This window comes from Streptomyces sp. NPDC096324 (assembly GCF_044763015.1).
Classification (GTDB): Bacteria; Actinomycetota; Actinomycetes; order Streptomycetales; family Streptomycetaceae; genus Streptomyces.
In genome coordinates this window covers 105,234-130,962 of sequence record NZ_JBIWFK010000006.1, presented here as the reverse complement: position 1 = coordinate 130,962, position 25,729 = coordinate 105,234, and the positions used below count along the sequence as shown (strand labels likewise).

Genomic DNA, 25,729 nt, shown 5'->3' with positions numbered 1-25,729 from the left:
GATGAACACCGACACCGACCTGCTGTGGTCCCCCGGTCGTGGCGAGTTGGAGGACTCCGGCGTCGCGCGCTTCATGGCCCGGGTGGGCGAGGTACGGGGGCTCCCCTTCTCCGACTACGCCGCACTGTGGCGGTGGAGCTCCACCGACCTCGCGGGATTCTGGTCGGCGGTGTGGGAGTTCTACGGGCTGGACGCGGTCTCCGGCTACGACGAGGTCCTGGCCGACGCGGCGATGCCGGGAGCCGACTGGTTCCCCGGCGCCCGGCTGAACTTCGCCGAACGCTGCTTCGCCCGGGCCACCGACGCCCGCCCGGCGCTCGTGAGCCTGACCGAGGACGGCACACCCGAGGAGACCTCCTGGCACGAACTGCGCCGGCAGGTCGCCGATGTCGCGGCGGCGCTGCGCGGCATGGGCGTCGAGTCCGGCGACTGTGTGGCCGGATATCTCCCCAACCTCCGCCAGACCGTGGTGGCGCTGCTCGCGACGGCCGCCGTCGGCGCCGTGTGGACGGCCTGCTCACCGGACTTCGGCACACCCGCCGTGCTCGCCCGGTTCCGCCAGGCACGGCCGAAGGTCCTGGTCGCGGCCGACGGATACCGCTACGGCGGCAGGACGTACGACAGGCGCCCGGAGGTCGCCGAGCTCGTGGACGGACTGCCCACCGTCCGCCATGTCCTCGCCGTCGAGGGCCTGTTCACCGTTCCGACCGACCCGTGGTCCGGGCGGCCCGGCGTCCAGCAGCACGCCTGGTCGGCGCTGCCCTCGACGGACGGTGAGCCGGAGTTCGCCGAAGTGCCCTTCGACCACCCGCTGTGGATCCTCTGGTCGTCCGGAACGACCGGAATACCGAAGGGGATCGTCCAGGGGCACGGCGGCATCGTGCTCGAACTGCTCAAGGCACTGGGCCTGGGCATCGACCTGCGCGCCGACGACCGCTATCTCTTCATCACCTCCACGAGCTGGATGGTGTGGAACTTCCTGGTCGGCGGGCTGCTGCACGGCACCACCGTCGTCCTGTACGACGGCAGCCCGACGTACCCCGGTATCGACGGCGTCTGGGAGATCGCCGAACGGACCGGCGCGACGGTGCTCGGCCTGGGTGCCGCGTATCTCACCGCGGCGGAGAAGGCGGACACGCGTCCCGCGGACACGTTCGGGCTCGGGAAGCTGCGGACCGTCCTGCAAACCGGATCGGCCCTGCCGCCCGGCACCTGGCGGTGGGTCCATGACCGGCTGACGTCCGGAGTGCGGCTCCAGTCCATCTGCGGCGGTACGGACGTCTGCTCGGTCCTCGCCGGAAGCACCCCGCTGCTGCCCGTCCGCGTCGGCCGCATCCAGGCGCCCGCCCTCGGCGTCGCCCTGGCCTCCTGGGACCCCGAGGGTCGCCCGCTGACCGGTGAACAGGGCGAGCTGGTGGTGACCGCGCCAATGCCCTCCATGCCGCTCCGCTTCGTCGGCGACCCGGACGGCGCCCGCTACCGGGCGGGCTACTTCGACACCTACCCCGGAGTCTGGCGGCACGGCGACTGGGTCACCATCGACACCGATCTGTCGGTCGTCGTCGCGGGCCGCTCCGACTCCACCCTGAACCGTTCCGGCGTACGCATGGGTTCCGCCGACATCTACGCCGTGGTCGACCAGCTCCCCGAGATCGCCGACAGTCTCGTCATCGGTGTCGAACAGCCCGACGGCGCCTACTTCATGCCGCTGTTCGTCGTGCCCGCCGAGGGCGCCGCGCTCGACGACGGTCTGCGCCGGCACGTCGCCGCGGCCATCAGGAGCCGGCTGTCCCCGCGCCATGTGCCCGACGTGATCGTGCAGGTCCCCGCCGTCCCGCGCACCCTCACCGGCAAGAAGCTCGAAGTCCCGGTCAAACGCGTCCTCCAGGGCGCCCGTCCCGGCGAGGTCAGCAGCGAAGGGTCCATCACCCACCCGGAGATGCTGGCGTGGTTCGCGGACTTCGCCGTCACCCGGGCACCGGGCCCAGGACGCCAATCGTGATCAACGACCGGCAAATGACGATCAATTAGCTGTCCCCCGATGCGCCTTTCGGCGCTCCTTCCGTCAGTCCCGAAACAACCCGGCTGACCCCGGCGGACGGTCCGTAGGGTCCGGGACACCGGCCGGTCGGGAACTCCTCCGTCCGCGCGGTGACCCGAAGGAGACATCGGTATGGCAAATGTGGAGATCTCCCTCAAGGAGACGATGACGTCGATCGAGGGCGCGCTGGGCGTGGCCCTCGTCGACTACACGAGCGGCATGGCGCTGGGCACACTGGGGGGCGGCAAGGACCTCGACCTGAACGTCGCCGCGGCCGGCAACACCGACGTGGTCCGGGCCAAGGTACGCACGATGGAGCACCTCGGGCTCAAGAGCAAGATCGAGGACGTGCTCATCACGCTCGAGAACCAGTACCACGTGATCCGGCCCCTCACGGGCCGCAACGGCAACGGACTGTTCCTGTACCTCGTGCTCAACAAGGGGACGTCGAACCTGGCCATGGCCCGCCACCAGCTCGCACGCATCGAAGCCGAACTAGAGGTGTAGACAGCCACGTTCTCCGCGCCTTCGCATGCCCACGACTTGAAGACTTCTTCATTTAGGTACATCCAGATGGAGTCAATCCCGTGGGTGTGCGGAGGCGGAGCCGCCAGGATCGGTCCTTCGGGCACCGTTCGCGGCGGGACGCGGACAGCCACCGCACCAGCCGGAGAAACAGCCCGTCCCCAGGCGGCAGGGAGCGAACGATTTTGAACAGGCAGGTTCCCCTCTACCAGGCCAAGGCCGAGTTCTTCCGCATGCTCGGACACCCTGTGCGCATCCGCGTCCTGGAGCTGCTGCAGAGCGGCCCCGTCTCGGTGCGCGACCTGCTCAGCGAGATCGAGGTCGAACCGTCCAACCTCTCGCAGCAACTGGCCGTGCTGCGCCGCTCGGGCATCGTCGTGTCCATCCGCGAGGGCTCGACCGTGAGTTACGCGCTCGCCGGCGGCGACGTCGCCGAACTGCTGCGCGCCGCCCGCCGCATCCTCACCGAACTGCTCGCCGGACAGACCGAGTTGCTGGCCGAGCTCCGCCAGGCCGACGTCGGGACGGGCCTGCCTCCCGGTCCCCGCGAACCGGACCTCGTCGTCACCCGGTCCGCACGGCCCTCACCCGCGGGTCACGGACACTGACGCACCCGCACCGCGTGACGCCCCGACGCGCCACCCGACGCGCCCGGAACGGCTACGGGGCGCACCTCAGGCCCAGCCCCGGCGCGCGGCGTGCCAGCCGAGCTGGATTCGGCTCTCGGCACCGGCCCGCGCCATGAGCTCACCGATGCGCCGCTGCACGGTGCGCCGGGAGACGCCGAGGCGGGCTCCGACCGCCTGGTCGGTGAGTCCGGCGAGGACGAGAGCCAGCATCCGGGCGTCGAACTCGTCTGTCCCGTCCGGACGTTGCTCCACGATTCCGTCGCCCGCCGTGTGCGGCGACAGCGGATACGCGTGCTCCCACGCCAGCTCGAAATAGGCGACGAGGGCGTCCAGCAGGCCCCCGGCGTGCACGAGCACCGAGGCCGCGGCGGTGTTGCGGCCGCTGTACAGGGGGAGCATAGCCAGGTCGTGATCCGCGATCATGAGTTTCACCGGGACGGCGTCCGCGACCCTCACCTGCTGTCCCGCCCCCAGTACGGCGAGGGCCTGCGTGACCATGCCGGGCTCGGTCAGCGCGTCCCGGTGCAGGATCGTCCGGTAGAGCACGCCACGGTCGATCCGGCCCTCCTCCGCGGTGTTGTCGTCGCGCGACACGACCGTCTGTTCGGGCACCATCATCGACCGCACCTCGTACCGGGCGGACTCCTGGAGCTGCCGGAACCGGTGCCGGACCGCGTCGATGTCGCCGATCACCTCCACCGCGCCGCCCTCGGCCCCCGAGCGATGCTGCTCGGCGAGCGTGAGCACCGCGTGCTCCGCCGCGCTCAACTCGTCACGACGACGCCGCAGTTCCCCGCCGAGCGCGACCGCGGGAGGCGCCGCCACGAAGACGGTGGCCGCGCCCTCGGCCGTCCGCGGGACGACGAGACCACGCCCGGCCAGCGCGGTGAGGATGTCACGCGTCGCGGACTCCGGGTGGCCGCTGCGGACCGCCAGTTCCTGGACGGCCGCCCGTCCACGCGCCACCAGGAGACGGTAGATCTCCTCCTCGGCCGGACCGAGACCGAGCGCGGCGAGCATGGGCACTCCTTGAGGTCCGCCGGCGGGGCCGGGGCGGGAACCTGCCGGTGCGGCCCGGGCCCCGTCCGGACCCACGGTTGTCCAAGGTCTACTTCACCCCCCGGCCCCCTGTCACCTCCGGGTGACGCAGTTGCCCGCATCGCCCCAAGTGCCCGCCCCGGGGAAGCCGCCGGGAGGGCATTGTCAGTGGTGGCAGGCAGGATGACGGGTATGACAACACCTGTTGCAGTGATCGTGGACGCCGTCGCCTACGCGCAGGCGGTCGAGGACGCGTTGAAGGCGTCGGCCGCCTACTACGAGGGCGGCACGTCCGTGCTGGACGACGACGCGTACGACCGGCTCGTGCGTGGCATCGCCGCGTGGGAGGCCGCCCATCCCGAGCAGGTGCTGCCCGACTCGCCGACCGGGAAGGTCGCGGGCGGCGCCGTCGAGGGCGACGTCCCGCACACGGTGCCGATGCTGAGCCTGGACAACGTCTTCTCCTCCGAGGAGTTCACCGCCTGGACGGCGTCGCTGGCACGGCGGACCGGTCACGAGGTGGAGCGGTACAGCGTCGAGCCGAAGCTCGACGGCCTGGCCATCGCGGCGCGGTATCAGGAGGGCCGGCTCACCCGGCTCATCACCCGCGGGGACGGCACCGCCGGTGAGGACGTGTCGCACGCGATCGGGACGATCGAGGGCCTGCCCGGCGAGCTCACCGAGCCGCTCACGCTGGAGGTGCGCGGCGAAGTCCTCATGACGACAGCGCAGTTCGAGCACGCCAACGAGGTACGCACGGAGCACGGCGGACAGCCGTTCGCGAACCCGCGCAACGCCGCGGCGGGCACGCTGCGCGCCAAGGACCGCGCCTACACCGTTCCGATGACCTTCTTCGGCTACGGCCTGCTGCCGGTGCCCGGCACCGAGTCCGCCGAGGCCGCCCGGCTCGACGAGCTCGCGCACAGCGGGCTGATGGCGCGGGCGACCGAGCTGGGCGTGAACACCACCGCGAGCACGGCCGTGCCCGGCATCACCGCCGCGACCGCCGAGCAGGTCCTGGCGCGCGTCCAGGAGATCGGGGCACTGCGCCCCGAGCTGCCGTTCGGGATCGACGGGATCGTCGTCAAGGCGGACCTGGCGGCCGACCAGCGGGCCGCGGGGTCCGGTTCACGCGCACCGCGCTGGGCGATCGCGTACAAGCTCCCGGCCGTCGAGAAGATCACCCGGCTGCTGGCGGTCGAGTGGAACGTGGGCCGCACCGGCATCATCGCCCCGCGCGCAGTGCTGGAGCCGGTCGAGATCGACGGCTCGACCATCACGTACGCCACCCTGCACAACCCGGCGGACATCACGCGTCGCGATCTGCGGCTGGGCGACCACGTGATGGTCCACCGCGCCGGGGACGTCATCCCCCGCATCGAGGCTCCGGTCGCCCATCTGCGCACCGGCGAGGAACAGCCCATCCTCTTCCCCGAGACGTGCCCGAACTGCGGGTCCGCCATCGACACCAGCGAGCAGCGGTGGCGCTGCGAGCAGGGCCGCAACTGCCATCTGGTCGCGGCGCTCTCGTACGCGGCGGGCCGCGACCAGCTCGACATCGAGGGCCTCGGTCACACACGGGTCGTCCAGCTCGTCGAGAGCGGTCTGGTCACCGATCTCGCCGGTCTGTTCGACCTGACCCGCGAGCAGCTCCTCGGCCTGGACCGGATGGGTGAGACCAGCACCGACAACCTCCTCGCGGCGCTCGGGACGGCCAAGGGCAGACCGCTGTCCCGGGTGCTGTGCGCGCTCGGCGTCCGCGGCACCGGCCGTTCCATGTCCCGGCGCATCGCCCGGTACTTCGCGACCATGGAGCACATACGCGCGGCGGACGCGGAGGCGATGCAGCGGGTGGAGGGCATCGGCACGGAGAAGGCTCCCTCGATCGTCGCGGAGCTGGCCGAACTGTCCCCGCTGATCGACAAGCTCGCCGCCGCCGGGGTCAACATGACCGAGCCCGGCGCCACCCCGCCCGCCGAGCCCGGCGAGGACGGCCCGGACGCGGAGGAGGGCGGGACGGCCGGCGGGCCGCTGGCGGGGATGACGGTGGTGGTCACCGGCGCGATGACCGGGGCCCTGGAGCAGCTCAGCCGCAACCAGATGAACGAGCTCATCGAGCGCGCCGGCGGCCGTTCCTCCTCCAGCGTGTCGAAGAAGACGACCCTGGTCGTCGCCGGTGAGGGTGCCGGATCCAAGCGCGCCAAGGCCGAGAGCCTCGGGGTCAGGCTCGCGGCGCCGGAGGAGTTCGCCGAGCTCGTCGCCGACTACCTCGCCTGATCGCTCCGCGCGCGCGGTACGCCGATCCGCCGGGCCAGCACCTGGCCCGGCCAGGTCCCGGACAGGAATGGCTCGGTGGGGGTGAATCCCTGGCGCTCGTAGAACGCGACCAGTTCGCCCCCGCCGCCCGCCCAGCAGTCGACCCGCAGCAGCTCGACGCCCGACCGTCGTGTCTCCTCGGCGGCGTGGGCGAGGAGGGCCGCCCCGATGCCGCCGCCGGCGTGCCGTCGGTCGGACACCAGCAGCCGGACGTACCGCTCGGGTTCCCCGGCGGGCTCGATCGGCATCTGCGGGCTGGGCCCGGTGTCGAGGACCATGGCGCCGACGGGTGTTCCGTCGGCTTCCGCGACGAAGGGCGCGTTCTCGGTCAGGTACCGCCGGACGCGCTCCGCCCCGCCCGCTGTCGCCGAGTACGGGATCGTGCCCCACTGCTCGGTGTTGCCCCGGGCGTTCATCCAGACCACCGCTCCGTCGAGCATGTCCAGAACGGCCTGCGCGTCGGCCGGTCCGCCGGGCCTGATCCGTATCGCCGGTGAGAGATCCCGCTCGGTCTCGATCATGACCGAAGCCTAGGGCGTGTCCGCGAGGTCCCGCCCGGGGCGTGCCCGGCGACGCCAGGCCTTAGGCGCACGAAGGACACAGCCCCCGGTAGGTGACCTCGACGGCGGCCACGGTGAAACCGAATCGTTCCGTCGTGGGAAGGTCGGCCAGCGGGTTGCCGGTGGGGTGGACGTCACGGACGGTGCCGCAGGCGGAACACACCAGATGCTGGTGCGGGCGGTGCGCGTTGGGGTCGTAGCGCTTGGCACGGCCGTCGGTGGTGACCTCGATCACCTCGCCGAGCGAGACCAGCTCCCCCAGGGCGTTGTAGACGGTCGCCCGGGAGATCTCGGGCAGCCGTTCGGCCGCGCGGGCATGCACCTCGTCGGCCGTGAGATGCACATGATCGCCGTCGAGGACCTCCGCAACGACGCGTCGCTGGGAAGTCATCCGCCAGCCACGCCCTCGCAGTCGCTCCAGCAGGTCACTCATATCGGTTCACCTTTTCAGGATCGGTGGGAACCCGCAGTTTATCCGTGTGCATCCTGGGTCCGATCGAATATGGGTCTGGTGTCCTTCTTGACTTGGACTCTGTCCATCGTAGGATCGGTTTTGGCACTGGCCAAGGGACAAGAACACTTCGGCACGAGCAGGAGAGACACAGATGTCGGGACCACCGCCGTGGAACCACGCGGCGCCGGCCTGCGCGTGACGGCCGCCGTGACACGCAGCCCGGGAAGCTCCCGGAGCCCGGGACCGCCCCGGCGACGACGCGATCGCCGCCACGGCGGGCGACCCGACGCCGCACCTCCCCGCACGTGGCACACAGCCCTCCGTCCGCTCACCGTGGCGGGATGCGTACCCCGTATCGGACCGGTCCAGCCGGTCCGGCGCGAGCCGCGTACGACACCCCCGCGCACGTCCGCGCGACGGAACGCCCCCTTTGCTCGTTATCGTCCGAAAAGAACGGCCTCTCCGTCGGCTCCGCCGAAGGTTCCGGGGCCGGCCGCCGGGGCCCCGCCCCGGCTGTTCCCCCCACCCGTAGTCGCTGAGCACCGAGATCGGCCCATCCGGAAGGATTCCCATGTCTGAGAACCACGACGCGATCGTCACCGACGCGAAATCGGAGGGGACGGGCGGCTGCCCGGTCGCACACGGCCGCGCTCCGCACCCGACCCAGGGCGGCGGAAACCGCCAGTGGTGGCCGGAGCGCCTCAACCTGAAGATCCTTGCCAAGAACCCCGCCGTGGCCAACCCGCTCGGCGAGGACTTCGACTACGCCGCGGCCTTCGAGGCGCTCGACCTCGCCGCGGTGAAGCAGGACATCGCCGAGGTCCTCACGACCTCGCAGGACTGGTGGCCGGCCGACTACGGCAACTACGGCCCCTTCATGATCCGTATGGCCTGGCACAGCGCGGGCACCTACCGCATCAGCGACGGCCGCGGCGGCGCGGGTGCCGGTCAGCAGCGCTTCGCCCCCCTCAACAGCTGGCCGGACAACGTCAACCTGGACAAGGCCCGCCGTCTGCTGTGGCCCGTCAAGAAGAAGTACGGCCAGAGCCTCTCCTGGGCCGACCTCATGGTCCTCACCGGCAACGTGGCCCTGGAGCAGATGGGCTTCGACACCTTCGGCTTCGCCGGCGGTCGCGTGGACGTGTGGGAGTCCGAGGAGGACGTGTACTGGGGCCCGGAGACCACCTGGCTCGACGACGAGCGCTACACGGGCGACCGTGAACTGGAGAACCCGCTCGGCGCCGTCCAGATGGGTCTCATCTACGTCAACCCCGAGGGGCCGAACGGCAACCCGGACCCGATCGCCGCGGCCCGCGACATCCGTGAGACGTTCCGCCGGATGGCGATGAACGACGAGGAGACGGTCGCCCTGATCGCGGGCGGTCACACCTTCGGCAAGACCCACGGCGCCGGTCCGTCGGAGAGCGTCGGCGACGACCCCGAGGCCGCCCCGATCGAGGCGCAGGGCCTGGGCTGGAAGAGCACGTACGGCACCGGCAAGGGCGGCGACGCGATCACCTCCGGCCTGGAGGTCACCTGGACCACCGCACCCACCCAGTGGGACAACGGCTTCTTCGACGTCCTCTTCGGCTACGAGTGGGAGCTGACCCAGAGCCCCGCGGGCGCCAACCAGTGGAAGCCGAAGGACGGCGCGGGCGAGGGCACCGTCCCGGCCGCGCACGACCCGGCGAAGAGGATCGCCCCCTCGATGCTCACGACCGACCTGTCGCTGCGCTTCGACCCGGTCTACGAGCCGATCTCCCGCCGCTTCCACGAGAACCCCGCCGAGTTCGCCGACGCCTTCGCGCGGGCCTGGTACAAGCTGACCCACCGCGACATGGGCCCGAAGTCCCTCTACCTCGGCCCCGAGGTCCCGGAGGAGACGCTGCTGTGGCAGGACCCGCTGCCGGAGGCGGAGGGCGAGGTCATCGGCGCCGAGGACATCAGCGCCCTCAAGACGAAGATCCTCGGCTCGGACCTGACGGTCGCGCAGCTCGTCTTCACCGCCTGGGCGTCGGCCTCGACGTTCCGCGGCAGCGACAAGCGCGGCGGCGCCAACGGCGGCCGCATCCGTCTGGAGCCGCAGCGCGGCTGGGAGGCCAACGACCCCGACACGCTGGCCGCGGTGCTGCGCACGCTGGAGAGCGTCCAGCGTGACTTCAACTCCGGTGACAAGCACGTCTCGCTGGCCGACCTGATCGTCCTCGGTGGCGTCGCCGCGGTCGAGAAGGCCGCCCAGGACGCCGGTCACGACATCCAGGTGCCCTTCGCCCCGGGCCGCGTCGACGCGACGGACGAGCACACCGACGCGGAGTCCTTCGCCGCGCTGGAGCCCACCTCGGACGGCTTCCGCAACTACCTCGGCAAGGGCAACCGGCTTCCGGCCGAGTACCTGCTGCTCGACCGCGCCAACCTGCTGACCCTGAGCGCGCCCGAGCTCACCGTCCTCGTCGGCGGTCTGCGTGCCCTGGGCGCCAACCACGGCCAGTCCTCGCGCGGTGTCCTCACCGCGACCCCCGGACAGCTCACGAACGACTTCTTCGTCAACCTGCTCGACCTGGGCACGACGTGGAAGGCGACCTCCGAGGACGCGACCACCTTCGAGGCGCGTGACGACGCCACGGGCGAGGTCAAGTGGACCGGCACGCGTGCCGACCTCGTCTTCGGCTCGAACTCCGAGCTGCGCGCGCTGGCCGAGGTCTACGCGAGCGACGACGCCGGCGCGAAGTTCGTGAAGGACTTCGTCGCCGCCTGGGACAAGGTCATGAACCTGGACCGGTTCGACCTCGCCTGAGGTCGGGGGCGCCTGACGGCGCCTGACACGGCCTGACGTTCGGGCCGGCCCCCGGCGGGGGCCGGCCCGAACGCGTTCCACGGCCCGCGTCCCCCGCGGCCTCCACGGCCGCGCGCCCGCTCCTCGCCGGGGGCCGTGGCGTTCTAGGCTGAACGCCATGAGCGCACACTTTGACGTGGTGGTCCTGGGCGCCGGCCCGGGAGGATATGTCGCGGCGATCCGGGCCGCCCAGCTCGGACTCAGCACGGCGATCATCGAGGAGAAGTACTGGGGCGGTGTGTGCCTCAACGTGGGGTGCATCCCGTCGAAGGCCCTGCTGCGCAACGCGGAGCTCGCCCACATCTTCACCCAGGAGGCCAAGACCTTCGGTATCCAGGTGAACGGCGAGGTGAGCTTCGACTACGGCGCCGCCTTCACCCGCAGCCGCAAGGTGGCGGACGGACGCGTCAAGGGCGTCCACTACCTGATGAAGAAGAACAAGATCACCCAGTACACCGGCCGCGGCACCTTCCGCGACGACCGCACGCTCGATGTGGCCCTGTCCGACGGCGGCTCGGAGACCGTCACCTTCGGCAACTGCGTCATCGCCGCCGGGGCCACCACCAGGCTGCTCCCCGGAACCTCGCTGAGCGAGCGTGTGGTGACGTACGAGGAGCAGATCCTGTCGGACACCCTCCCGGACAGCATCGTCATCGCGGGCGCCGGTGCCATCGGCGTGGAGTTCGCCTACGTGCTCCACAACTACGGCGTCCAGGTCACCCTCGTCGAATTCCTCGACCGGATCGTCCCGTTGGAGGACGAGGAGGTCTCCGCCGAACTGGCCCGCCGCTACAAGCGGCTCGGCATCAACGTGCTGACGTCCACCCGCGTCGAGGCGATCGACGACTCGGGGGGCTCGGTGAAGGTCATGGTGACCACGGGCGGACAGCGCCAGACGCTCGAGGCCGGCAAGGTGCTCCAGGCGATCGGGTTCCAGCCGCGCGTACAGGGCTACGGCCTGGAGAACACCGGTGTGAAGCTCACCGACCGCGGCGCGATCGACATCGACGGCCGCTGCCGTACGAGCGTGCCACACATCTACGCCATCGGGGACGTGACGGCGAAGCTCATGCTCGCCCACGCGGCGGAGTCGATGGGCATCGTGGCCGCCGAGACGATCGGCGACGCGGAGACGATGGAGCTCGACTACGTCATGATCCCGCGGGCGACCTACTGCCAGCCCCAGATCGCCAGTTTCGGCTGGACCGAGGCACAGGCGCGCGAGCGGGGCTTCGACGTCAGGGTGGCGAAGTTCCCGTTCACGGCGAACGGCAAGGCGCACGGCCTCGGCGAGACGGCGGGATTCGTCAAGCTCCTCAGCGACGCCACCCACGGCGAACTCCTCGGCGCCCACCTGATCGGCCCCGAAGTCACCGAACTCCTCCCGGAGTTGACGCTCGCCCAGCAGTGGGACCTGACGGTCCACGAGGTCGCCCGCAACGTGCACGGCCACCCGACGCTCGGCGAGGCGGTCAAGGAGGCCGTTCACGGGCTGGCCGGGCACATGATCAACATGTGACGAGTGGCTGCCACCGCACCCCTCCTGAACTGGAGCGTAGCGAACCAGAAGGGGGGTACGGCGGCACCTCGGAAACGTACGAGGCCGTACTGGCCGTCCGCCGCGGTGGTGACCGGCTACTCCTCGGGCTCCCAGGCGATCAGGCGCTCGAACACCTGTGGGTCGCCCTCGGTCTTCAGGTCGCTCATCGTGAGGCGGCCCCAGACGAAGAGGAGCAGTTGCTCGGCCGTGCCCGTGGCCGAAGCGGAGGCGGGCGCGGCCTCGTCGGTGAGGGGTGCGGGCCAGGCGCCGGTGCCGTCCAGCGTGAGGAGCCAGGAGCGGCCCTCGGTGGCGTGGTAGTGGATGGTGGCCGCCTCGTGCGGCCAGGCCGCCGGGGTGGAGTTGCAGGTGTCGAGAAACTCGGCCACGCCGTCGATCGCGACGTCCGCCGGCATCGGCTGCACGGCGCCCGCGGCGAGCTGGGCGTCGTAGGTGTGCACCAGCACCTCGTGCACCCGGCGCCGGGCAACGCCCCAGGCGTTCGCCGGCGACACGCCGGCGCTCCACCACGTCCAGCACGCACGCTCCGGCCCTGCCTCGCGCAGCGCACTCAGCAGCAGCTCGTTGGACTCGGCGTACCAGGCCAGCAGCGCCTCGAGTTCGCGCGGCGCCTCCGCGGCATCCTTGGCCGGCGGAGCCTCGGCCGGGCCCGCGGCGACGATCGCGGCCCACCAGCGCTGGCCCGTACCCAGGTGCTGCACCAGATCGAACAACGTCCACTCGGGGCAGGACGGCACCGGCTCGTCGAGGCCGGGCGCGGCGGCAACCGCACTCCGGAACGCGGCCGACCGCTCGTCGATCAGCCGCAGCAGGACGGAAAACTCAAGACTCTCTGTCACATCACTTGCCTATCACCCCAGCTCAGCCGACCGCACCCTATTTTCCATGCCGTCAACTGTGGGAGTCGGAGCACCTGCTGGAAAGCCCGGTCGAGGTCATGTCCCCTTCCTGACCGGCCAGGAAAAGAGCTTCACGGGCTACGTCTGGACTGGGCATGATTCCCACCGTGCGTGTGGACAGGGAACATCGCGGGCAGGGACGGTACGCGCTGACGGACACGGAAGGCGGCCGTGTCTGGGGCGTCTGCGCCGAGGTGGAGGGACTGTTCAGGGAACCCCGGCGCGGGACGTACGAACTGTTCGGCTGGGTTCCGGACGAAGCCGAGGTGCGCGGCTGGGTCGGCAGCCGGGTGTGGCTGGTACCGGAAGACAGGACACTCGGTCCCTGGCCGCTGGAGGACGCGGAGAGCCTCGGACAGTACCCAGGGGCGGACGGCCTCGTGCTCACGGGTACGGACGACTACGAGGGACCCCCCGAGGGCCACCGCGCTCCTGTCCGGCTGCACGACGGATACCGCTGGCTGGGCTCCTGCCGGGAGTTCACCCGCGTCCTGCCGCCCGAGGACGCATCGCCCCCGCTCGTCCTGCGGGGGCTCGCCCCGGAGGATCGGCTACAACGGGCACTGACGAGGGGCACCCGTCGTGCGCTGGATCTGGAGGAGACCTGGCTGGAGATACGGGACGACAAGGGCGAGCCGTTCACCGACCGGTTGCTGCGGCCCAAAGTCCGCGCGTGGCGCCCGTCCTCCCGCGGGGCGGACCTCATTGATCTGGAACTCGACACAGAGCTCGCACCCGTACCGGGATATGCCCGGCCCGTCTGGGAAAGCTGGTTTGCCGGCCCGCCGGACACCCCTGGCGCCTGGGCCGAGCTCGACACCCGCCGGCGCGGGGCATGGCTCGATCTCGTCCGGGAGCGCGGCTGCCGGATCAAGCACCAGGACCGGGCCGCCGGACGCGCGTACGAGCTGGACGGCCGGCACATCACCGACGCACCGGGCCTCTACCTGGCGCTCGGCGAGGCCGTCAACGGGCCGGGCGGCTACTTCGGCTGCTGCCTGGACGCCCTCGTGGACTGTCTGCGAGGCAACTTCGGCTACACCGCCCCCTCGACTCTGATCTGGCGGGACGCCGCGACCGCGCGCGAGCACCTGTCCCGCCTCCTGGCACCGGAGGGCGAGCAGTACGACCTGGTCGCCCTGGTGCTGGAAGTCCTGGCCAAGGGCGGGATGCAGGTGACCTTCACGTGAGTCGGTCGCGCCGCCCGCGGCATTGGCTCGTCAGTGCAGAAATCGAACTGGTCATGGCCGGGGGCGGTGTGGCCCCTGCCGAGTCGACAGGGGCCCACGGGACGAGCGGTAGGGGAACGCCGGGACCTTGCGCGGCGAGCGGCATCCTGGTCAGCGCGGCTCACCGTCTGCTGGTGGCCCGGCGGCCCGGTCTCACGTCAGGTGTCGGGTGAAGAACTGGGCCGCGGCGTCCCCCGCGAACTGCGGGACGCCGGTGTGCCCGCCCATGTTGGCGTGCAGGGACTTTTCCTCGGAGCCGAAGGCGTCGAACAGGTCCAGGGCCGCCTGTCGGTTGTTGCCTTCATCGTCCCACTGGAGCAGGACGTGCAGCGGAATGGTGACCTGGCGGGCCTCCTCGAGGATGGCGCGGGGCACGAAACTGCCGGCGAAGAGAGCGGCGGCCACGATGCGCGGCTCGACCAGGGCGAGGCGGACGCCGATGGAGATCACTCCTCCCGAGTACCCGACGGGGCCGCCGATCTCGGGGAGGGGCAGGAGGGCGTCCAGGGCGGCCTGCCATTCCGGGACCGCCTTGTCGACGAGCGGGAGGACGAGGGCGTCGATGATGTCGTCGCCGACCGGCTCGCCGGCCTCCATGGCTCGGCGCAGGTCGGCACGGGCCTGATCGAGCGCGGCCCAGCGGGGCCGTTCACCGCTGCCGGGAAGTTCGATGGTGGCAGCGGCGAAGCCGTCCGCCGCGGCCTGCCGGGCTCGTCCCGCCAGCCGGGGGTGCATCTTGCGCAGGCCGAGCGGGGGGTGGCCGAGCAGGATCAGCGGTACCGGTGCGGAGGCAGAGGCGGATACGGGCGTCCACAGGATGCCGGGGATCTCACCGAGGGTGAATTCGCGCTCGATGACACCGCCGTCGAGACGCGGCTCAGAAGTGAAATGCATGGTCGTGCCTTTCGGGAGTGCACTGAACGGCGCTCCCGGACGACGACCTATCGCCCGACCGTGACCCCGGAGGGGAGCACCCATGTCGATACTGCGTTCACGGGTACCACCTCCTCGATCTCTCGCACGGCTTGCGGAAACGTAGCAGGAGTCCGGGTGGTCCGCCAAACGGATTCGTGTACGAGGTCCGCACTGTCCGTCTCATCGGGTGGCCCCGGCGCGAACCGCCGTGCCGCAGGGCGGTCGGCCACTGGGTTCGTCGGCGGATCAAGACCTGGCCGACACTCTGACGCAAAGGACGAAGCCCATCATGGGTGCATACACGACGCGGGTCCTCCGGCTCTTCGACCGCCTCGACACCGACAGGTCCGGCTCCATCGACGTGGGCGACCAGCGGCAGGAACAGACGGAGGCGGAGCGGGCGGTCACCGCGGACCTCGTCCGGAACCTCGTCACGGCCGCCGACGCCAACAAGGACGGCAGGGTGGCCACGGAGGAGGGCTCGCCTACGTCGAACGCGCTCTGGTCGGGAAGAGCGTCGACGAGATCCCCGTCTACCCCACCGCGACCGCGGACGCGGTCTTTCGCCTCATGGACACCGACAAGAGCGGGAAGGCCCTTTTGGCGTGCGCCCCTTCACGTCCGGCTGGGGCGATCGCAGGTCCCCCGAGGCTCCGGACGGCAGCAGCCGGGAGGCCGTTCACGCAGGTCACGGCGGCCGGCCACCAACCGGGACAGGGCACCGCGCGGACAGGACCCTTGATCAACAGGTGAACGCGCGACAATCCCCCGTATGAACGACGGATCGAACGACACCGAGAGCCGGCTGGTCGGGATCGAGCGGCTCCTGGAGTCCGGTGAGCGTGAAGTGGCTCCCGCCTGGCGGAGGGTGACGCACGGCGAGCCACGCTGGGCGGTGACCGCCGCGATCCTGGCGGCGGTCATCCTCCAGCTCAAACTGCCGGAGCGGCTGACCCTGCTGCCCTTCGGCGTGCTGCCGGCCCTCGAAGTGGTCCTGTTGATGGGCCTCGTCGCCGCCAACCCCCGCCGGGTCGAGCCTCGGAACAAGCGGCTGCGGTCGCTGGGGCTGGCCCTCATCGGGCTCATCAGCCTGGCCAACGGCTGGGCCGCGGCCGAACTGGTGCGGGGCCTCGTGCACGGCGACGAGGGGGCGAACGCCGCGAGGCTGCTGCTGACCGGCGGCAACATCTGGCTCACGAACGTCATCGTGTTCGCCCTGTGGTACTGGGAGTTGGACCGCGGCGGACCGGCGAACCGGATGATGGGCCACCGGCAGTACGCGGACTTCCTCTTCGTCCAGATGCAGAGCCCCGAATCCGCGCCGCCGGACTGGGAACCGGCGTTCCTGGACTACCTGTATCTCTCCTTCACCAACTCCGCCGCCTTCAGCCCGACCGACGTGATGCCGCTGTCCCGCTGGGCCAAGATGCTGATGATGCTCCAGTCCACCGTCTCCCTGGTGACGGTGGTGCTGGTGGTGGCCCGCGCCGTCAACATCCTGAAGTGATCGTGATCCGCGGGGAAGGGGAGGCCGCCCCGCCCGGCCGATCCACGCGACCCGACACCGTCCGCCAGGCGGACGTACGGGCAACAAGATGCCCGCTGCATCTACTGTGTGGGGCGCGACGACGATCGAGGGGAGACCGGACATGGCCGAGGTGCGGACCGAGCCGGACGCGAACGGCCCGGGGGCGGTGGTCGCGCTCCGCGACGTGAGCGTCCACCGCCACACGAACCGTCAGGTGATCCTCTCGGAGATCGACTGGACGGTACGGGCCGGTGAGCACTGGGCCCTGCTCGGCGCCAACGGCGCGGGCAAGACGACGCTGCTGCGCCTCCTCGGCGCGCTGATGCATCCGACGACCGGGAGCGTCGAGGTGCTCGGCTGCCGGCTCGGCCGGGTCGACGTGCGCGAACTGCGGGCCCGTATCGGCCATGTGAGCACGGCACAGCGCGTACCGCAGGACCTCGACGCCCACGGCGTCGTCCTGACGGGCCACACCGGGACCGTGCAGCCCCTGTGGCGGAAGTACGACGCCGAGGTGCGCCGGCGTGGTCACGAACTGCTCGCCGAACTGGACATCAAGGAGCTCGCCGACCGGCCGTACGGGGTCTGCTCGGGCGGGCAGCGGGCCCGCGTCCTGATCGCCAGGGCGCTGATGGCCGAGCCGGCCCTGCTGTTGCTCGACGAGCCGTTCAACGCCCTGGACCTGCCCTCCCGCGAGGACCTTGTCGAGGCCATGCAGCGGCTGGCCGAGAGCCGCCCGGAACTGGCCACCGTGACGGTCACCCACCACCTGGAGGAGCTGTCCCCGGCCGTCGGCCACACGCTGCTCCTGCGCGAGGGGCGCGTCCTGGCGCAGGGGCCCGTCGACGACACCCTGACCGATGCCCGGATGACCGACTGCTTCGGCCGACGGATCACCGTGGTCCGGCACGGCGGGCGATGGGCTGCCTATTCCGGCTCTCACCAGGGTAGTTGACAGCGGTACGAAGCAACTCGCGGCGCGGGAAAGGAAAGGGACGGGCGCCATGGCCGCCCAGTGAGTGCGGACAGCGCGTGCGGGCCGCCCCCGGGGAAGTCCCCCCGATGCGGGCCCAACCGCACGGCGGGGCGCACCAGTTGAGGGAGTGTGCCCTGTACGCGCCCCCGTCCGTACGGCGAAAATGCGCCTGTCGACGGTCTTTTCGCCAAGACACCGAGTACCCGCCGCCAAGTCACCAGGAAAGCAGGTCGGCTGTCGTGCTGTTGCGTCTGCCCACGTCCGTGTCCGAAGCACAGGAGTACCTGACCCAAGGGGCGGTGCCCATCGGCGGCGCCACACTGGTGTGGGCCACCTGGCAACGCGACGGGTTCCCCGACCACGCCATGTCGCTGCGCGACCTCCCGGAGGCCAACACCATCGAGCCCGAGGCCCTGGGCGCGGCCGTGGTACTGAACCGCATCGACGACCGCGTACCGGAGGTGCTGCGCCGGGCGGCCTCCACCGTGGGAACCGGCGCCGTACGCCGGACGGCCACGGTGGGCGGCAACATCGTGGGCAGCACGCTGCGTTGTCTGCTGCCCGCGGCCCTGGTCCTGGACGCCCGCGCGGTGATCCTGGAGCCGGAGGGTGTCACCGAGACCGATCTGGCCGAGGTGCTCGCCAAGCGTCATCTGCTCCTGAGCCTGCGCTGGCGCACGCCGATCGCCAGCAACTACGTCAAGGCCGCGGCCGAGCCGGGCGGACCGTCGCCGCTCGTCGTCGCCGCCGCCCTGCACTCCGCCGACAGCGACGGAGACGGCAACGCCAATGCCAATGCCAATGCCAATGCCAACGGCAACGGGACCCTCCTTCGTGTCGCGGTCCGCTCCGAGGACGAGGTGTTCAGCGAGAACGCCGTGTGTCACGGCGACACCGACGCGACGCTGCGCGCGCTGCGGGACGGCTCCCTCGGCCGGCTCCCGGCCCCGGCATGGGAACTCGTCGGCCGCCAGGTGACCGGCCTGCTGGCACACCCCGTCGACCACTAGAACCGTCCGGCGACTCCCGCCTGCCGGGCGGCGCCACGCACGGCCCGGGGCGGGTCCGCGAAGTCTCTCCCGCCCTCCGGGCGGACGACGCGACGTTGCGGACACGCCCCAGGAGCTGCTCCCCCGGCCCCCGACCCGCGGCGACCGGAAATTCAACAGGCGATGAACGATCGCACCGATCCGGGAACGAGGGCGTCGCCGCGCTCGTCCCCGAAGGCCCGCCGGCCCGGGCGCCCCGGCCCGCTGACCGGCGTCTCCGCCCGACTCGGCTCAGGGGGACGCGTACGGACGCGGCCCTCTGGTCCCGGGCGCTGGACCGTACCCCTAATTCATCAACGTGGAAATCACAGGGCCGACTCCCGACTCTGGGTCCAGGCACCGGGAACCTCCCGGACCGCTCGGACGAAGGACGGAGCCCATGCCCTCCACCCGCACCCCTGCCGCCGGTCCAGCACCGGCCGTACGACACAACCTGGTTCTGGTGGTCACCTGCGTCGCCCTCGGCACGGTGGTCGCCGCCATGGCATCGCTCAATGTGGCACTTCCCGATCTCGCCCGTGAGACCCATGCCACGCAGACGCAGCTGTCCTGGATCATCGACGCCTACAGCCTGGTCTTCGCGTCGCTGCTGCTGCCGGCCGGCGCCCTGGGCGACCGTTTCGGCCGCAGGCGGGCCCTGATCGCGGGACTGACGATCTTCGGCGCCGGGTCCGCCGCCGCCGCGCTGACGACCGAGCCGTCGGCGCTCATCGCGCTGCGGGGCGTCCTCGGTGTCGGTGCGGCGCTGGTCATGCCGGCCACGCTGTCGACCATCACCACCACGTTCCCGCGCGCCCAGCGGGCACGGGCCGTGAGCGTCTGGGCGGCGGTCGCCGGAGCCAGCGCGCTGGTGGGACTGTTCGCCTCCGGGGCCCTCCTGGAGGGCTGGTCGTGGCGCTCCGTGTTCCTTCTGAACGTCACCCTGGCCCTGGTGGCCCTGATCGGAACGCTGCTGTTCGTGCCCGAGTCCGCGGAAGCGAAGCAGCCCAGGCTCGACGTCGGGGGCGCCCTGCTCTCCGTGGCCGGTCTGGTGGCGCTCGTCTACTCGGTCATCGAGGCGCCGACCCGCGGGTGGGCCGACCCGGTCACGCTCGCCGGGATGGGGCTGGGTCTGGCCGTGCTGGCCGGGTTCGTCCTCTTCGAGCTGCGCCGCGAGAACCCGCTGCTCGACCCCCGGCTGTTCCGCAACCGCCACTTCGCCGCGGGCTCGCTGTCGATCATGCTTCAGTTCTTCGTGTTCTTCGGCTTCATCTTCGTGATGATGCAGTACCTGCAACTGGTGCGCGGCGACAGCGCCTTGATGGCCGCGACCGCCATGCTGCCGATGGCCGTGACCATGGTTCCGGTCTCCCGCGCCGCCCCGGTACTGGTCGGCCGGTTCGGTTTCCGGCGACCCTGGGTGGCCGGTCTCGTCGGTGTCTCGGCGGGCATGGGAATCCTCTCCCTCCTGGACGCGTCGAGCCCGTACTGGCTGATCGCGACGGGGCTCGTACCGCTGGGCGCGGGGATGGGTCTGGCCATGACACCGGCCACGACCTCCATCACGGACGCTCTGCCTCGCTCGCTGCAGAACGTCGGCTCGGCCATGAACGACCTGGCGCGGGAGCTCGGCGGCGCCCTGGGGATCGCCGTCCTCGGCAGCCTGCTCAGCGCCGCCTACCGCGACCACCTGAGCCTGCCCGGCCTGCCGCAGCAGGTCGCGGACGCGGCCCGTTCCTCGCTGGCCGCGGCCCACGCCATCGGCGGCCCGGTCTCCGGCCGGGCCACGACCGCCTTCGTCGACGGCATGCACCTGGCACTGCTCGGCGCCTCGGTGACCGCCGCCCTGGCCGCCCTCGCCGTCGCGGCCCTGCTGCGGTCCGCCCCGCGGCCGGAGGCGTCCGCCGAGGCCCACGAGGTCCCGGACACCCCCGGCGCACAGGAGCAGCCCTCGTACCTCTGAGCCGCCCCGCCGTACCCAAGTCCGGCGCCAGGCCGCACCAAGGACGGTCGCCGGGCCATACCCGAAGACCGGCGTCCCGCCATACCGAAGACCGGTACCCCGCCCCGTGCGGGGCACCGGTCTTTCGTGCCTCGGGGGCAGCCATGGGTGACTCCGAGGCAGCCACGGGATGAGCGGAACGGCTCCTACGTGTCGGGGCGCGACACCGACCTCCGCGACACCGACCTACGTCGGGACCGCACGGAACAGCTGTCAGGGGCGCGGCGCCGCTCGCCCCGTGGGCCGGATGTCCCGTGCGGGGCGTCCGGGCCCGCGCAGGGCCTGCCGCAGTTGCGGGCTCATGAGGCGGACCAGTTCGTCGGTCGTCATGGAGGCGATCGGCTCCAGCCGCAGCAGATAGCGGGTGGCGATCAGCCCGGCGATCACGGTGGTGAACGCGGTGGCACGGTGCCGGGCGTCCCGCCCCGGGACGAGGGTCGCGATCCGGTCGACGATCTCGCGCTCCAGCGCCTCTTTCACCAGGGCGCCGAGGGAGTCGTCGTCGATCGCGGTCTTCATCATCGCGAGCAGGGGCGGGCCCGTGACGGGATCGTCCCAGACGGCGAGGACCTGGCGGACGACCCGTTCGGGGAACGTGGCGAGGTCCCCTTCCCGCACGACCCGCGCGAGGAGTTCGGCCGGGTTCGCGCCCAGCGCCAGCGCGGCGCCGAACAGCCCCTTCTTCGACCCGAAGTAGTAGCTGATCAGAGCGAGATCGACCTCGGCCTCGCCGGCGACGGACCGGAGCGTCACCGCGTGATAGCCGTCCTCGAGGAAGCGGCGCCGGGCGATCTCCAGGATCGCGGCCCGGGTGTCCGGGCTTCCCGGCCTGCGACCGCGCTGCGCACCGGGTTTATTCATCACGGACGAATTCTACGGCGCCGACCGGCACGGTCGCGAGGCGTTCCGATGCGTCACCCTGTGTACCGTTCTCGTCCTCTTCTTACGAATTGGCATCGTTCATCCGAATGAGTGGTACATCACATTCCGAGGCCGTAGCGTCGAGCCAGAGCCGACACCTTGGCGGCCATACGAAAGAGCGTCCCGCACGGAGCTGATATGCGCACAAACTCGATCCGGACCGCGTTCACCATCTGCGCGGCCGCGGCGCTCACAGCGGTGATGGGTACCGCTTCCGCCACCCCCGCGACCTCGCACGCGACCGCGCACACCACGCGACAGCGCCAGGCGCCTCCCGTACTCGTGGACTGCTTCTGGCACCCCGACGTGCGCCCCGCCGAGTTCATCCTGGCCTGCGGCGACGGCAACAGCCGCCTCGTCTCGCTCCACTGGTCGCAGTGGAACCAGAACGCCGCGGTCGCCCGGGGCGTGAACATGGTGAACGACTGCAAGCCGTACTGCGCGGCGGGCAAGTTCCACTCGTACCCGGTCGTGGTCCGGCTGGACCACCCGCAGCAGTGGAAGAAGAACCCGCACCTGCGGCACTACACGCAGATGACGCTGACCTACACCCAGAACCACCCGGACGGCTACGCGCAGAAGGTCAGCTACCCGCTGTGGAACTGACGCCGGTCCTTCGCGGACCCGGCATCGCGCGCCGGGGCCCCGCCCGAGGCCACTCGAAGGGGTCACCCGAGTACCGGCGCTCGCGCCGGACTCGCCGACGGTGAACACCGTATGGAACCCCGTAGCCACGGAAACAGGTACAAAATGGGGCATGTGGGTATCCGGCGCATGTCAGTGGACCGTCTCGTGGAACAACCGTCGGGCCGCGGTCTGGTGGCGATCCCGCTCGCGTTGATCGTCGTGATCACCGTGGTGGACATCCGCTCCCCCACCGATGTCCACCTGGGGCCCCTCCTCGTCATCGCGCCGACCCTCACGGCCTCGCTCGCGGGCCCCGGGCTGACGGCTCTGGTCGGCCTCCTGGCGGTCGCCGCCCAGGTGGTCGTCGCGATCCTGCACGGCGGAATCGGCACCACCAATCACATCGCCCAGCTCATCGCCCTGGTGGTGCTCTCCGCCCTGGTCGTGTTCGTGTGCCGTGTACGGGAGCGACGCGCCCAGGAGCTGGTGCGGGCGCGCTCCGTGGCCGAGACCGCGCAACGGGTGCTGCTGCGGCCGCCACCCCGCCGGATCGGTCCGCTGCGCGTGGCCTGGCTGTATCTGGCCGCCGACGACGACACACAGATCGGCGGCGACCTGTTCGCGGTCACCCGGGCCGCCGACGCGTCCACCCGCGTCATCATCGGGGACGTCCGGGGCAAGGGGCTGGCCGCCATCGGCGAGGCCTCGGTGGTGCTGGGCGCCTTCCGCGAGGGCGCCCACCGCTACGACTCCCTGCCGGAACTGACGGCGGCCCTCGAGGTGAGCGTGTGCCGGGACCTGGACGAGGTGGCCGACACCCAGCACGACCCGGGCGAACACTTCGTCACGGCCCTCGTTCTCGACATCCCGGACGACGGCACGCGGGTCGAGATGATCAACTGCGGTCATCCGCCGCCGCTGCTCCTGCGTGATCACCAGGTGAGCGTCCTGGCTGCACGGCACCCCGTACCCCCGCTGGGCATGTGCGAGCTGCCCGCGTCCAGCCACCACACCGATCCGTTCGCCTTCGCGGCCGGCGACTTCCTGCTGCTGTACACCGACGGCGTGATCGAGGCCCGCTCGCCCGAAGGCGTCTTCTACCCCCTGGCGGAACGGGTCGCCGGCTTCACCGCCTCCAACCCCGACGTCCTGCTGCGCCAGATCCACGACGACCTCGTCCGGCACATCGGCGACCAGCCCGGCGACGACGCCGCCTTCCTCGTCATCGAACGCGTCGCCGCGCACCACCTGCGCCTCGCCCACCGCCCCCTGGACGGCCATCACCGGCTTCCCACCGACGGATCGCCCCCACCCGCGCAACTCTGAGACACCGGCGCCGGGGCGACCCGGCCCGCTCCGCACGCCCGTGCCCGGTGGCGAGGCCGGTCGCCCCGGGGCCACGATGGAGGGAGATCGACTCGACGCGGGGGGGCACACCCAGGGAGGCTCCCGTGGCCCACACCTTCGGAACCGACGTCGTGGTGGCGGGTGCGGGCCCCGTGGGTCTCACCGCGGCCGCGGAACTGCGCCGACGCGGGGTCCGCTGCCGTATCGTCGACCGGCTTCCGGAGCGGCTCCCGTACGCGAAGGCCGTGGGCATCCAGCCGCGCACACTGGAGATCTGGGACCACATGGGGCTCACCCGCACCCTCCTGGAGGCGGCGGCACCGATGTACGGGCAGCTCGCCTACGTCAACGGCGCCGAGAAGACCCGGATCGACTTCGCCCTGCCGCCCGAGGTGCCGTACGGCTTCGCCGCCCTGCCGCAGTACGACACCGAACGCATCCTCGAGGAGCATCTGGCACGGTTCGGGACCGGGATCGAACGCGGCACGGAACTGGTCTCGTTCAGCCAGGACGCCGACGGTGTGACCGTGACCCTGCGGTCGGCGTCCGGAGCCGAGGAAGAGGTCAGGGCGCGCTATCTGGTGGGCTGCGACGGCGCGCACAGCGTCGTGCGCAAGAAGCTGGGTCTCGGATTCGAGGGGAGCGCGTTCCCCGAGGAGTACATGCTCGGCGATGTGGAGGTGGACTGGGACATGCCGCCGGGCTACGGCGTCCGTGCCATGCACCACAACGGCGACGGCGCGGTGGACGACATCCTGGTGTGCATCCCGCTGCCCGGCGACAACCGGTACCGCACGTCGATGATGGTCCCGCCCGAACTCTCCGCCGCGGCACGGACCGACGGGCCGGACGGTCCGGCGGACGGCGTCTCCCACGGCCTGGACGGCGGCGTCGTGCCCGCGCTCTCGGACATCCAGGCGGTGCTGGACCGGATGTCCCCCCGGCCCGCGACCGCCTCCCGCCTGCGCTGGTCCTCGGTCTTCCGCATCAGCCACCGGATCGTCGACCGCTACGGCGACGGCCGCGTCTTCGTCGCGGGCGACGCGGCGCACATCCACCCGCCGACCGGCGCCCAGGGCATGAACACCGGTATCCAGGACGCCTGGAACCTGGCCTGGAAACTCGCCCTCCTCATCGAGGGCGGCGCGCACCGCGAACTGGCGGCCAGTTACGACGCCGAGCGGCGGCCCGTGGGGGAGGAGGTCGTCGCGCGCACGGTCCGCCACGCGGCGCACGGCGTCCAGGCCGACCCGGACGACCCGGAGACCGTGATGCTGCGCGAGGCACAGCTCCTCGTCGGCTACCGCGGCAGCCCTCTCGTGGGCCCGGCCTCCGAAGACCCCGGCCCCCGGCCCGGCGACCGGGCCCCCGACTGCACCGGCCTCACGGCCCCCATCGCCGCCTTCCCACTGCGCCTGTACGACCTCCTGCGCGACCGCGGGCACGTCCTGCTCGTCTACGGGGACGGCGAGCAGGGCCGACAACTCGCCGAAGTGGCGGCCGAGTTCTCCGGAGGACGGGTCGACACCTGTCTGATCCGACCCGCAGGGAGCGCCCCGGACGCCTCCGGCCCGCCGGCGTACGTCGACGCGCTCGGCGAGTTCGCCCGTCTCTACGGGGTCTCGGACGGGGCGACCGCCTTCCTGGTCCGCCCGGACGGATACATCGGCGCCCGCCTACGCCCGCCGACGGCGGCGGAGCTGACGGCCCACCTGGCCCTCACCTTCGCCCCGGCCGGCGCCGGCACCCGGTGACGGCGTCGGCTCTCCTCGGCCTCAACGGGCGGGCTCAGGCCATCAGTCGGGCCGCGAGAGTCGCACCGAGCTCCCAGCACGCCTCGATGTCCGCCTTGCCCGGCTCGCCGGTCACCTTCACCGCCTCGGCCGCACGGCGCCAACCGAGCCCCGTCGTCACGGACTCGATGCCGCGCACCGCCCCCGTGACGTCGTTCCCTCCGTGCACGTAGTAGCCGAAGGGGCGCGCGGCCGTCGCGTCCAGGCAGGGGTAGTAGACCTGGTCGAAGAAATGCTTCAGAGCGCCCGACATGTAGCCGAGGTTGGCCGGGGTGCCGAGCACATAGCCGTCGGCGGCCAGCACGTCCGAGGCGGTGGCCTCCAGCGCCGCCCGCCGCACCACCTGGACGCCCTCGATCTCGGGCGCCGTCGCGCCGGAGAGCACGGCTTCGAACATGGCCTGGCAGTTGGGCGAGGGCGTGTGATGCACGATCAGCAGAGTAGGCACACCCCGCACCCTGCCCCGCCGCCCGGCGCCACCGCAAGCACCCCGGGCCGCGCCACCGGACG

Annotated in this window: 21 protein-coding genes; 14 read left to right on the top strand and 7 right to left on the bottom strand. The window is 71.3% G+C overall.

What is annotated here, in order from left to right:
* The first annotated feature begins 1 nt into the window (after position 1).
* The 3 genes from ACIQ7M_RS17670 (at position 2) to ACIQ7M_RS17660 (ending at position 3,174) form a co-directional block, all read left to right on the top strand.
* Positions 2-2,002 carry an acetoacetate--CoA ligase gene (locus ACIQ7M_RS17670; RefSeq protein WP_403644864.1) on the top strand — a complete coding sequence of 667 codons (2,001 nt, stop codon included), beginning with the start codon at positions 2-4 and terminating at the stop codon, positions 2,000-2,002.
* A 171-nt stretch (positions 2,003-2,173) separates the two neighbouring features.
* Complete coding sequence (locus ACIQ7M_RS17665; protein WP_355775584.1) at positions 2,174-2,548, top strand: hypothetical protein; 375 nt, start codon at positions 2,174-2,176, stop codon at positions 2,546-2,548.
* A 251-nt stretch (positions 2,549-2,799) separates the two neighbouring features.
* Positions 2,800-3,174, top strand: coding sequence for an ArsR/SmtB family transcription factor (locus ACIQ7M_RS17660; protein ID WP_386987263.1), 375 nt, complete (start codon positions 2,800-2,802; stop codon positions 3,172-3,174).
* A 66-nt stretch (positions 3,175-3,240) separates the two neighbouring features.
* Here ACIQ7M_RS17660 and ACIQ7M_RS17655 read toward each other — a convergent pair whose 3' ends face one another.
* Positions 3,241-4,215: a helix-turn-helix domain-containing protein gene (locus tag ACIQ7M_RS17655; RefSeq protein WP_403644861.1), complete on the bottom strand. Its 975-nt coding sequence runs from the start codon at positions 4,213-4,215 to the stop codon at positions 3,241-3,243.
* Positions 4,216-4,416: 201 nt separating this feature from the next.
* Here ACIQ7M_RS17655 and ligA point away from each other — a divergent pair, with 201 nt between their 5' ends.
* The gene (ligA, locus tag ACIQ7M_RS17650) at positions 4,417-6,510 is read left to right on the top strand and encodes an NAD-dependent DNA ligase LigA (protein WP_403644858.1); all 2,094 of its coding nucleotides are present in this window, start codon (positions 4,417-4,419) and stop codon (positions 6,508-6,510) included.
* On the opposite strand, the gene ACIQ7M_RS17645 is transcribed toward ligA, so the two are convergent.
* Both ACIQ7M_RS17645 and ACIQ7M_RS17640 read right to left on the bottom strand, forming a co-directional pair.
* Positions 6,498-7,070: a GNAT family N-acetyltransferase gene (locus ACIQ7M_RS17645; protein WP_403644855.1), complete on the bottom strand. Its 573-nt coding sequence runs from the start codon at positions 7,068-7,070 to the stop codon at positions 6,498-6,500. The two genes, ligA and ACIQ7M_RS17645, sit on opposite strands and share 13 nt — an antisense overlap.
* Positions 7,071-7,131: 61 nt before the next feature.
* Positions 7,132-7,542, bottom strand: a complete 411-nt coding sequence (locus ACIQ7M_RS17640; RefSeq protein ID WP_403644852.1) for a Fur family transcriptional regulator — start codon at positions 7,540-7,542, stop codon at positions 7,132-7,134.
* Between the two features lie 592 nt (positions 7,543-8,134).
* Here ACIQ7M_RS17640 and katG point away from each other — a divergent pair.
* Positions 8,135-10,357, top strand: a complete 2,223-nt coding sequence (katG, locus tag ACIQ7M_RS17635; protein WP_403644848.1) for a catalase/peroxidase HPI — start codon at positions 8,135-8,137, stop codon at positions 10,355-10,357.
* A 157-nt stretch (positions 10,358-10,514) separates the two neighbouring features.
* Entirely contained in the window at positions 10,515-11,915 is a 1,401-nt protein-coding gene (gene lpdA / locus ACIQ7M_RS17630) for a dihydrolipoyl dehydrogenase (protein WP_403644845.1), read from the top strand.
* A gap of 116 nt (positions 11,916-12,031) precedes the next feature.
* Here lpdA and ACIQ7M_RS17625 read toward each other — a convergent pair whose 3' ends face one another.
* The gene (locus tag ACIQ7M_RS17625) at positions 12,032-12,793 is read right to left on the bottom strand and encodes a maleylpyruvate isomerase family mycothiol-dependent enzyme (RefSeq protein WP_403644842.1); all 762 of its coding nucleotides are present in this window, start codon (positions 12,791-12,793) and stop codon (positions 12,032-12,034) included.
* A 155-nt stretch (positions 12,794-12,948) separates the two neighbouring features.
* On the opposite strand from ACIQ7M_RS17625, the gene ACIQ7M_RS17620 reads away from it, so the two are divergent.
* The gene (locus ACIQ7M_RS17620; protein ID WP_403644839.1) at positions 12,949-14,043 is read left to right on the top strand and encodes a barstar family protein; all 1,095 of its coding nucleotides are present in this window, start codon (positions 12,949-12,951) and stop codon (positions 14,041-14,043) included.
* 192 nt (positions 14,044-14,235) lie between these two features.
* Here ACIQ7M_RS17620 and ACIQ7M_RS17615 read toward each other — a convergent pair whose 3' ends face one another.
* Positions 14,236-14,976 (bottom strand): alpha/beta hydrolase, encoded by a 741-nt coding sequence (locus ACIQ7M_RS17615; RefSeq protein ID WP_403644836.1) that lies wholly within the window; start codon positions 14,974-14,976, stop codon positions 14,236-14,238.
* 793 nt (positions 14,977-15,769) lie between these two features.
* Here ACIQ7M_RS17615 and ACIQ7M_RS17610 point away from each other — a divergent pair.
* The 4 genes from ACIQ7M_RS17610 (at position 15,770) to ACIQ7M_RS17595 (ending at position 20,492) form a co-directional block, all read left to right on the top strand.
* Entirely contained in the window at positions 15,770-16,504 is a 735-nt protein-coding gene (locus ACIQ7M_RS17610; protein ID WP_403644833.1) for a hypothetical protein, read from the top strand.
* A 142-nt stretch (positions 16,505-16,646) separates the two neighbouring features.
* A complete protein-coding gene (locus ACIQ7M_RS17605) occupies positions 16,647-17,480 on the top strand; it encodes an ABC transporter ATP-binding protein (RefSeq protein ID WP_403644830.1) in 834 nt (277 codons plus the stop codon).
* 260 nt (positions 17,481-17,740) lie between these two features.
* A complete protein-coding gene (locus ACIQ7M_RS17600; protein WP_403644827.1) occupies positions 17,741-18,511 on the top strand; it encodes an FAD binding domain-containing protein in 771 nt (256 codons plus the stop codon).
* A 418-nt stretch (positions 18,512-18,929) separates the two neighbouring features.
* Positions 18,930-20,492 (top strand): MFS transporter, encoded by a 1,563-nt coding sequence (locus ACIQ7M_RS17595; RefSeq protein ID WP_403644824.1) that lies wholly within the window; start codon positions 18,930-18,932, stop codon positions 20,490-20,492.
* Positions 20,493-20,744: 252 nt separating this feature from the next.
* Here ACIQ7M_RS17595 and ACIQ7M_RS17590 read toward each other — a convergent pair whose 3' ends face one another.
* Positions 20,745-21,392 carry a TetR family transcriptional regulator gene (locus ACIQ7M_RS17590; protein ID WP_355767185.1) on the bottom strand — a complete coding sequence of 216 codons (648 nt, stop codon included), beginning with the start codon at positions 21,390-21,392 and terminating at the stop codon, positions 20,745-20,747.
* A 198-nt stretch (positions 21,393-21,590) separates the two neighbouring features.
* On the opposite strand from ACIQ7M_RS17590, the gene ACIQ7M_RS17585 reads away from it, so the two are divergent.
* The 3 genes from ACIQ7M_RS17585 to ACIQ7M_RS17575 all read left to right on the top strand — a co-directional run bounded on the left by ACIQ7M_RS17585 (position 21,591) and on the right by ACIQ7M_RS17575 (position 25,180).
* On the top strand, positions 21,591-22,058 hold the full coding sequence (locus ACIQ7M_RS17585) for a hypothetical protein (protein ID WP_403644821.1): 468 nt from the start codon (positions 21,591-21,593) through the stop codon (positions 22,056-22,058).
* Positions 22,059-22,244: 186 nt separating this feature from the next.
* Complete coding sequence (locus tag ACIQ7M_RS17580; protein WP_403644818.1) at positions 22,245-23,405, top strand: PP2C family protein-serine/threonine phosphatase; 1,161 nt, start codon at positions 22,245-22,247, stop codon at positions 23,403-23,405.
* A 125-nt stretch (positions 23,406-23,530) separates the two neighbouring features.
* Complete coding sequence (locus tag ACIQ7M_RS17575) at positions 23,531-25,180, top strand: FAD-dependent monooxygenase (protein ID WP_403644815.1); 1,650 nt, start codon at positions 23,531-23,533, stop codon at positions 25,178-25,180.
* Positions 25,181-25,214: 34 nt separating this feature from the next.
* On the opposite strand, the gene ACIQ7M_RS17570 is transcribed toward ACIQ7M_RS17575, so the two are convergent.
* Entirely contained in the window at positions 25,215-25,667 is a 453-nt protein-coding gene (locus ACIQ7M_RS17570; protein WP_403644812.1) for a flavodoxin family protein, read from the bottom strand.
* Positions 25,668-25,729 lie beyond the last annotated feature (62 nt).

Excerpts from the sequence above, each read along its gene's own strand:
- ACIQ7M_RS17660 (WP_386987263.1), top strand. The coding sequence starts at position 2,800 with ATGCTCGGACACCCTGTGCGCATCCGCGTCCTGGAGCTGCTGCAGAGC.
- ACIQ7M_RS17655 (WP_403644861.1), bottom strand. The coding sequence starts at position 4,215 with ATGCTCGCCGCGCTCGGTCTCGGTCCGGCCGAGGAGGAGATCTACCGT.
- ACIQ7M_RS17620 (WP_403644839.1), top strand. The coding sequence starts at position 12,949 with ATGATTCCCACCGTGCGTGTGGACAGGGAACATCGCGGGCAGGGACGG.
- ACIQ7M_RS17615 (WP_403644836.1), bottom strand. The coding sequence starts at position 14,976 with ATGCATTTCACTTCTGAGCCGCGTCTCGACGGCGGTGTCATCGAGCGC.
- ACIQ7M_RS17590 (WP_355767185.1), bottom strand. The coding sequence starts at position 21,392 with ATGAATAAACCCGGTGCGCAGCGCGGTCGCAGGCCGGGAAGCCCGGAC.
- ACIQ7M_RS17585 (WP_403644821.1), top strand. The coding sequence starts at position 21,591 with ATGCGCACAAACTCGATCCGGACCGCGTTCACCATCTGCGCGGCCGCG.
- ACIQ7M_RS17605 (WP_403644830.1), top strand. The coding sequence starts at position 16,647 with ATGGCCGAGGTGCGGACCGAGCCGGACGCGAACGGCCCGGGGGCGGTG.
- ligA (WP_403644858.1), top strand. The coding sequence starts at position 4,417 with ATGACGGGTATGACAACACCTGTTGCAGTGATCGTGGACGCCGTCGCC.
- lpdA (WP_403644845.1), top strand. The coding sequence starts at position 10,515 with ATGAGCGCACACTTTGACGTGGTGGTCCTGGGCGCCGGCCCGGGAGGA.
- katG (WP_403644848.1), top strand. The coding sequence starts at position 8,135 with ATGTCTGAGAACCACGACGCGATCGTCACCGACGCGAAATCGGAGGGG.
- ACIQ7M_RS17640 (WP_403644852.1), bottom strand. The coding sequence starts at position 7,542 with ATGAGTGACCTGCTGGAGCGACTGCGAGGGCGTGGCTGGCGGATGACT.
- ACIQ7M_RS17610 (WP_403644833.1), top strand. The coding sequence starts at position 15,770 with ATGAACGACGGATCGAACGACACCGAGAGCCGGCTGGTCGGGATCGAG.
- ACIQ7M_RS17665 (WP_355775584.1), top strand. The coding sequence starts at position 2,174 with ATGGCAAATGTGGAGATCTCCCTCAAGGAGACGATGACGTCGATCGAG.
- ACIQ7M_RS17645 (WP_403644855.1), bottom strand. The coding sequence starts at position 7,070 with ATGATCGAGACCGAGCGGGATCTCTCACCGGCGATACGGATCAGGCCC.
- ACIQ7M_RS17670 (WP_403644864.1), top strand. The coding sequence starts at position 2 with ATGAACACCGACACCGACCTGCTGTGGTCCCCCGGTCGTGGCGAGTTG.
- ACIQ7M_RS17595 (WP_403644824.1), top strand. The coding sequence starts at position 18,930 with ATGCCCTCCACCCGCACCCCTGCCGCCGGTCCAGCACCGGCCGTACGA.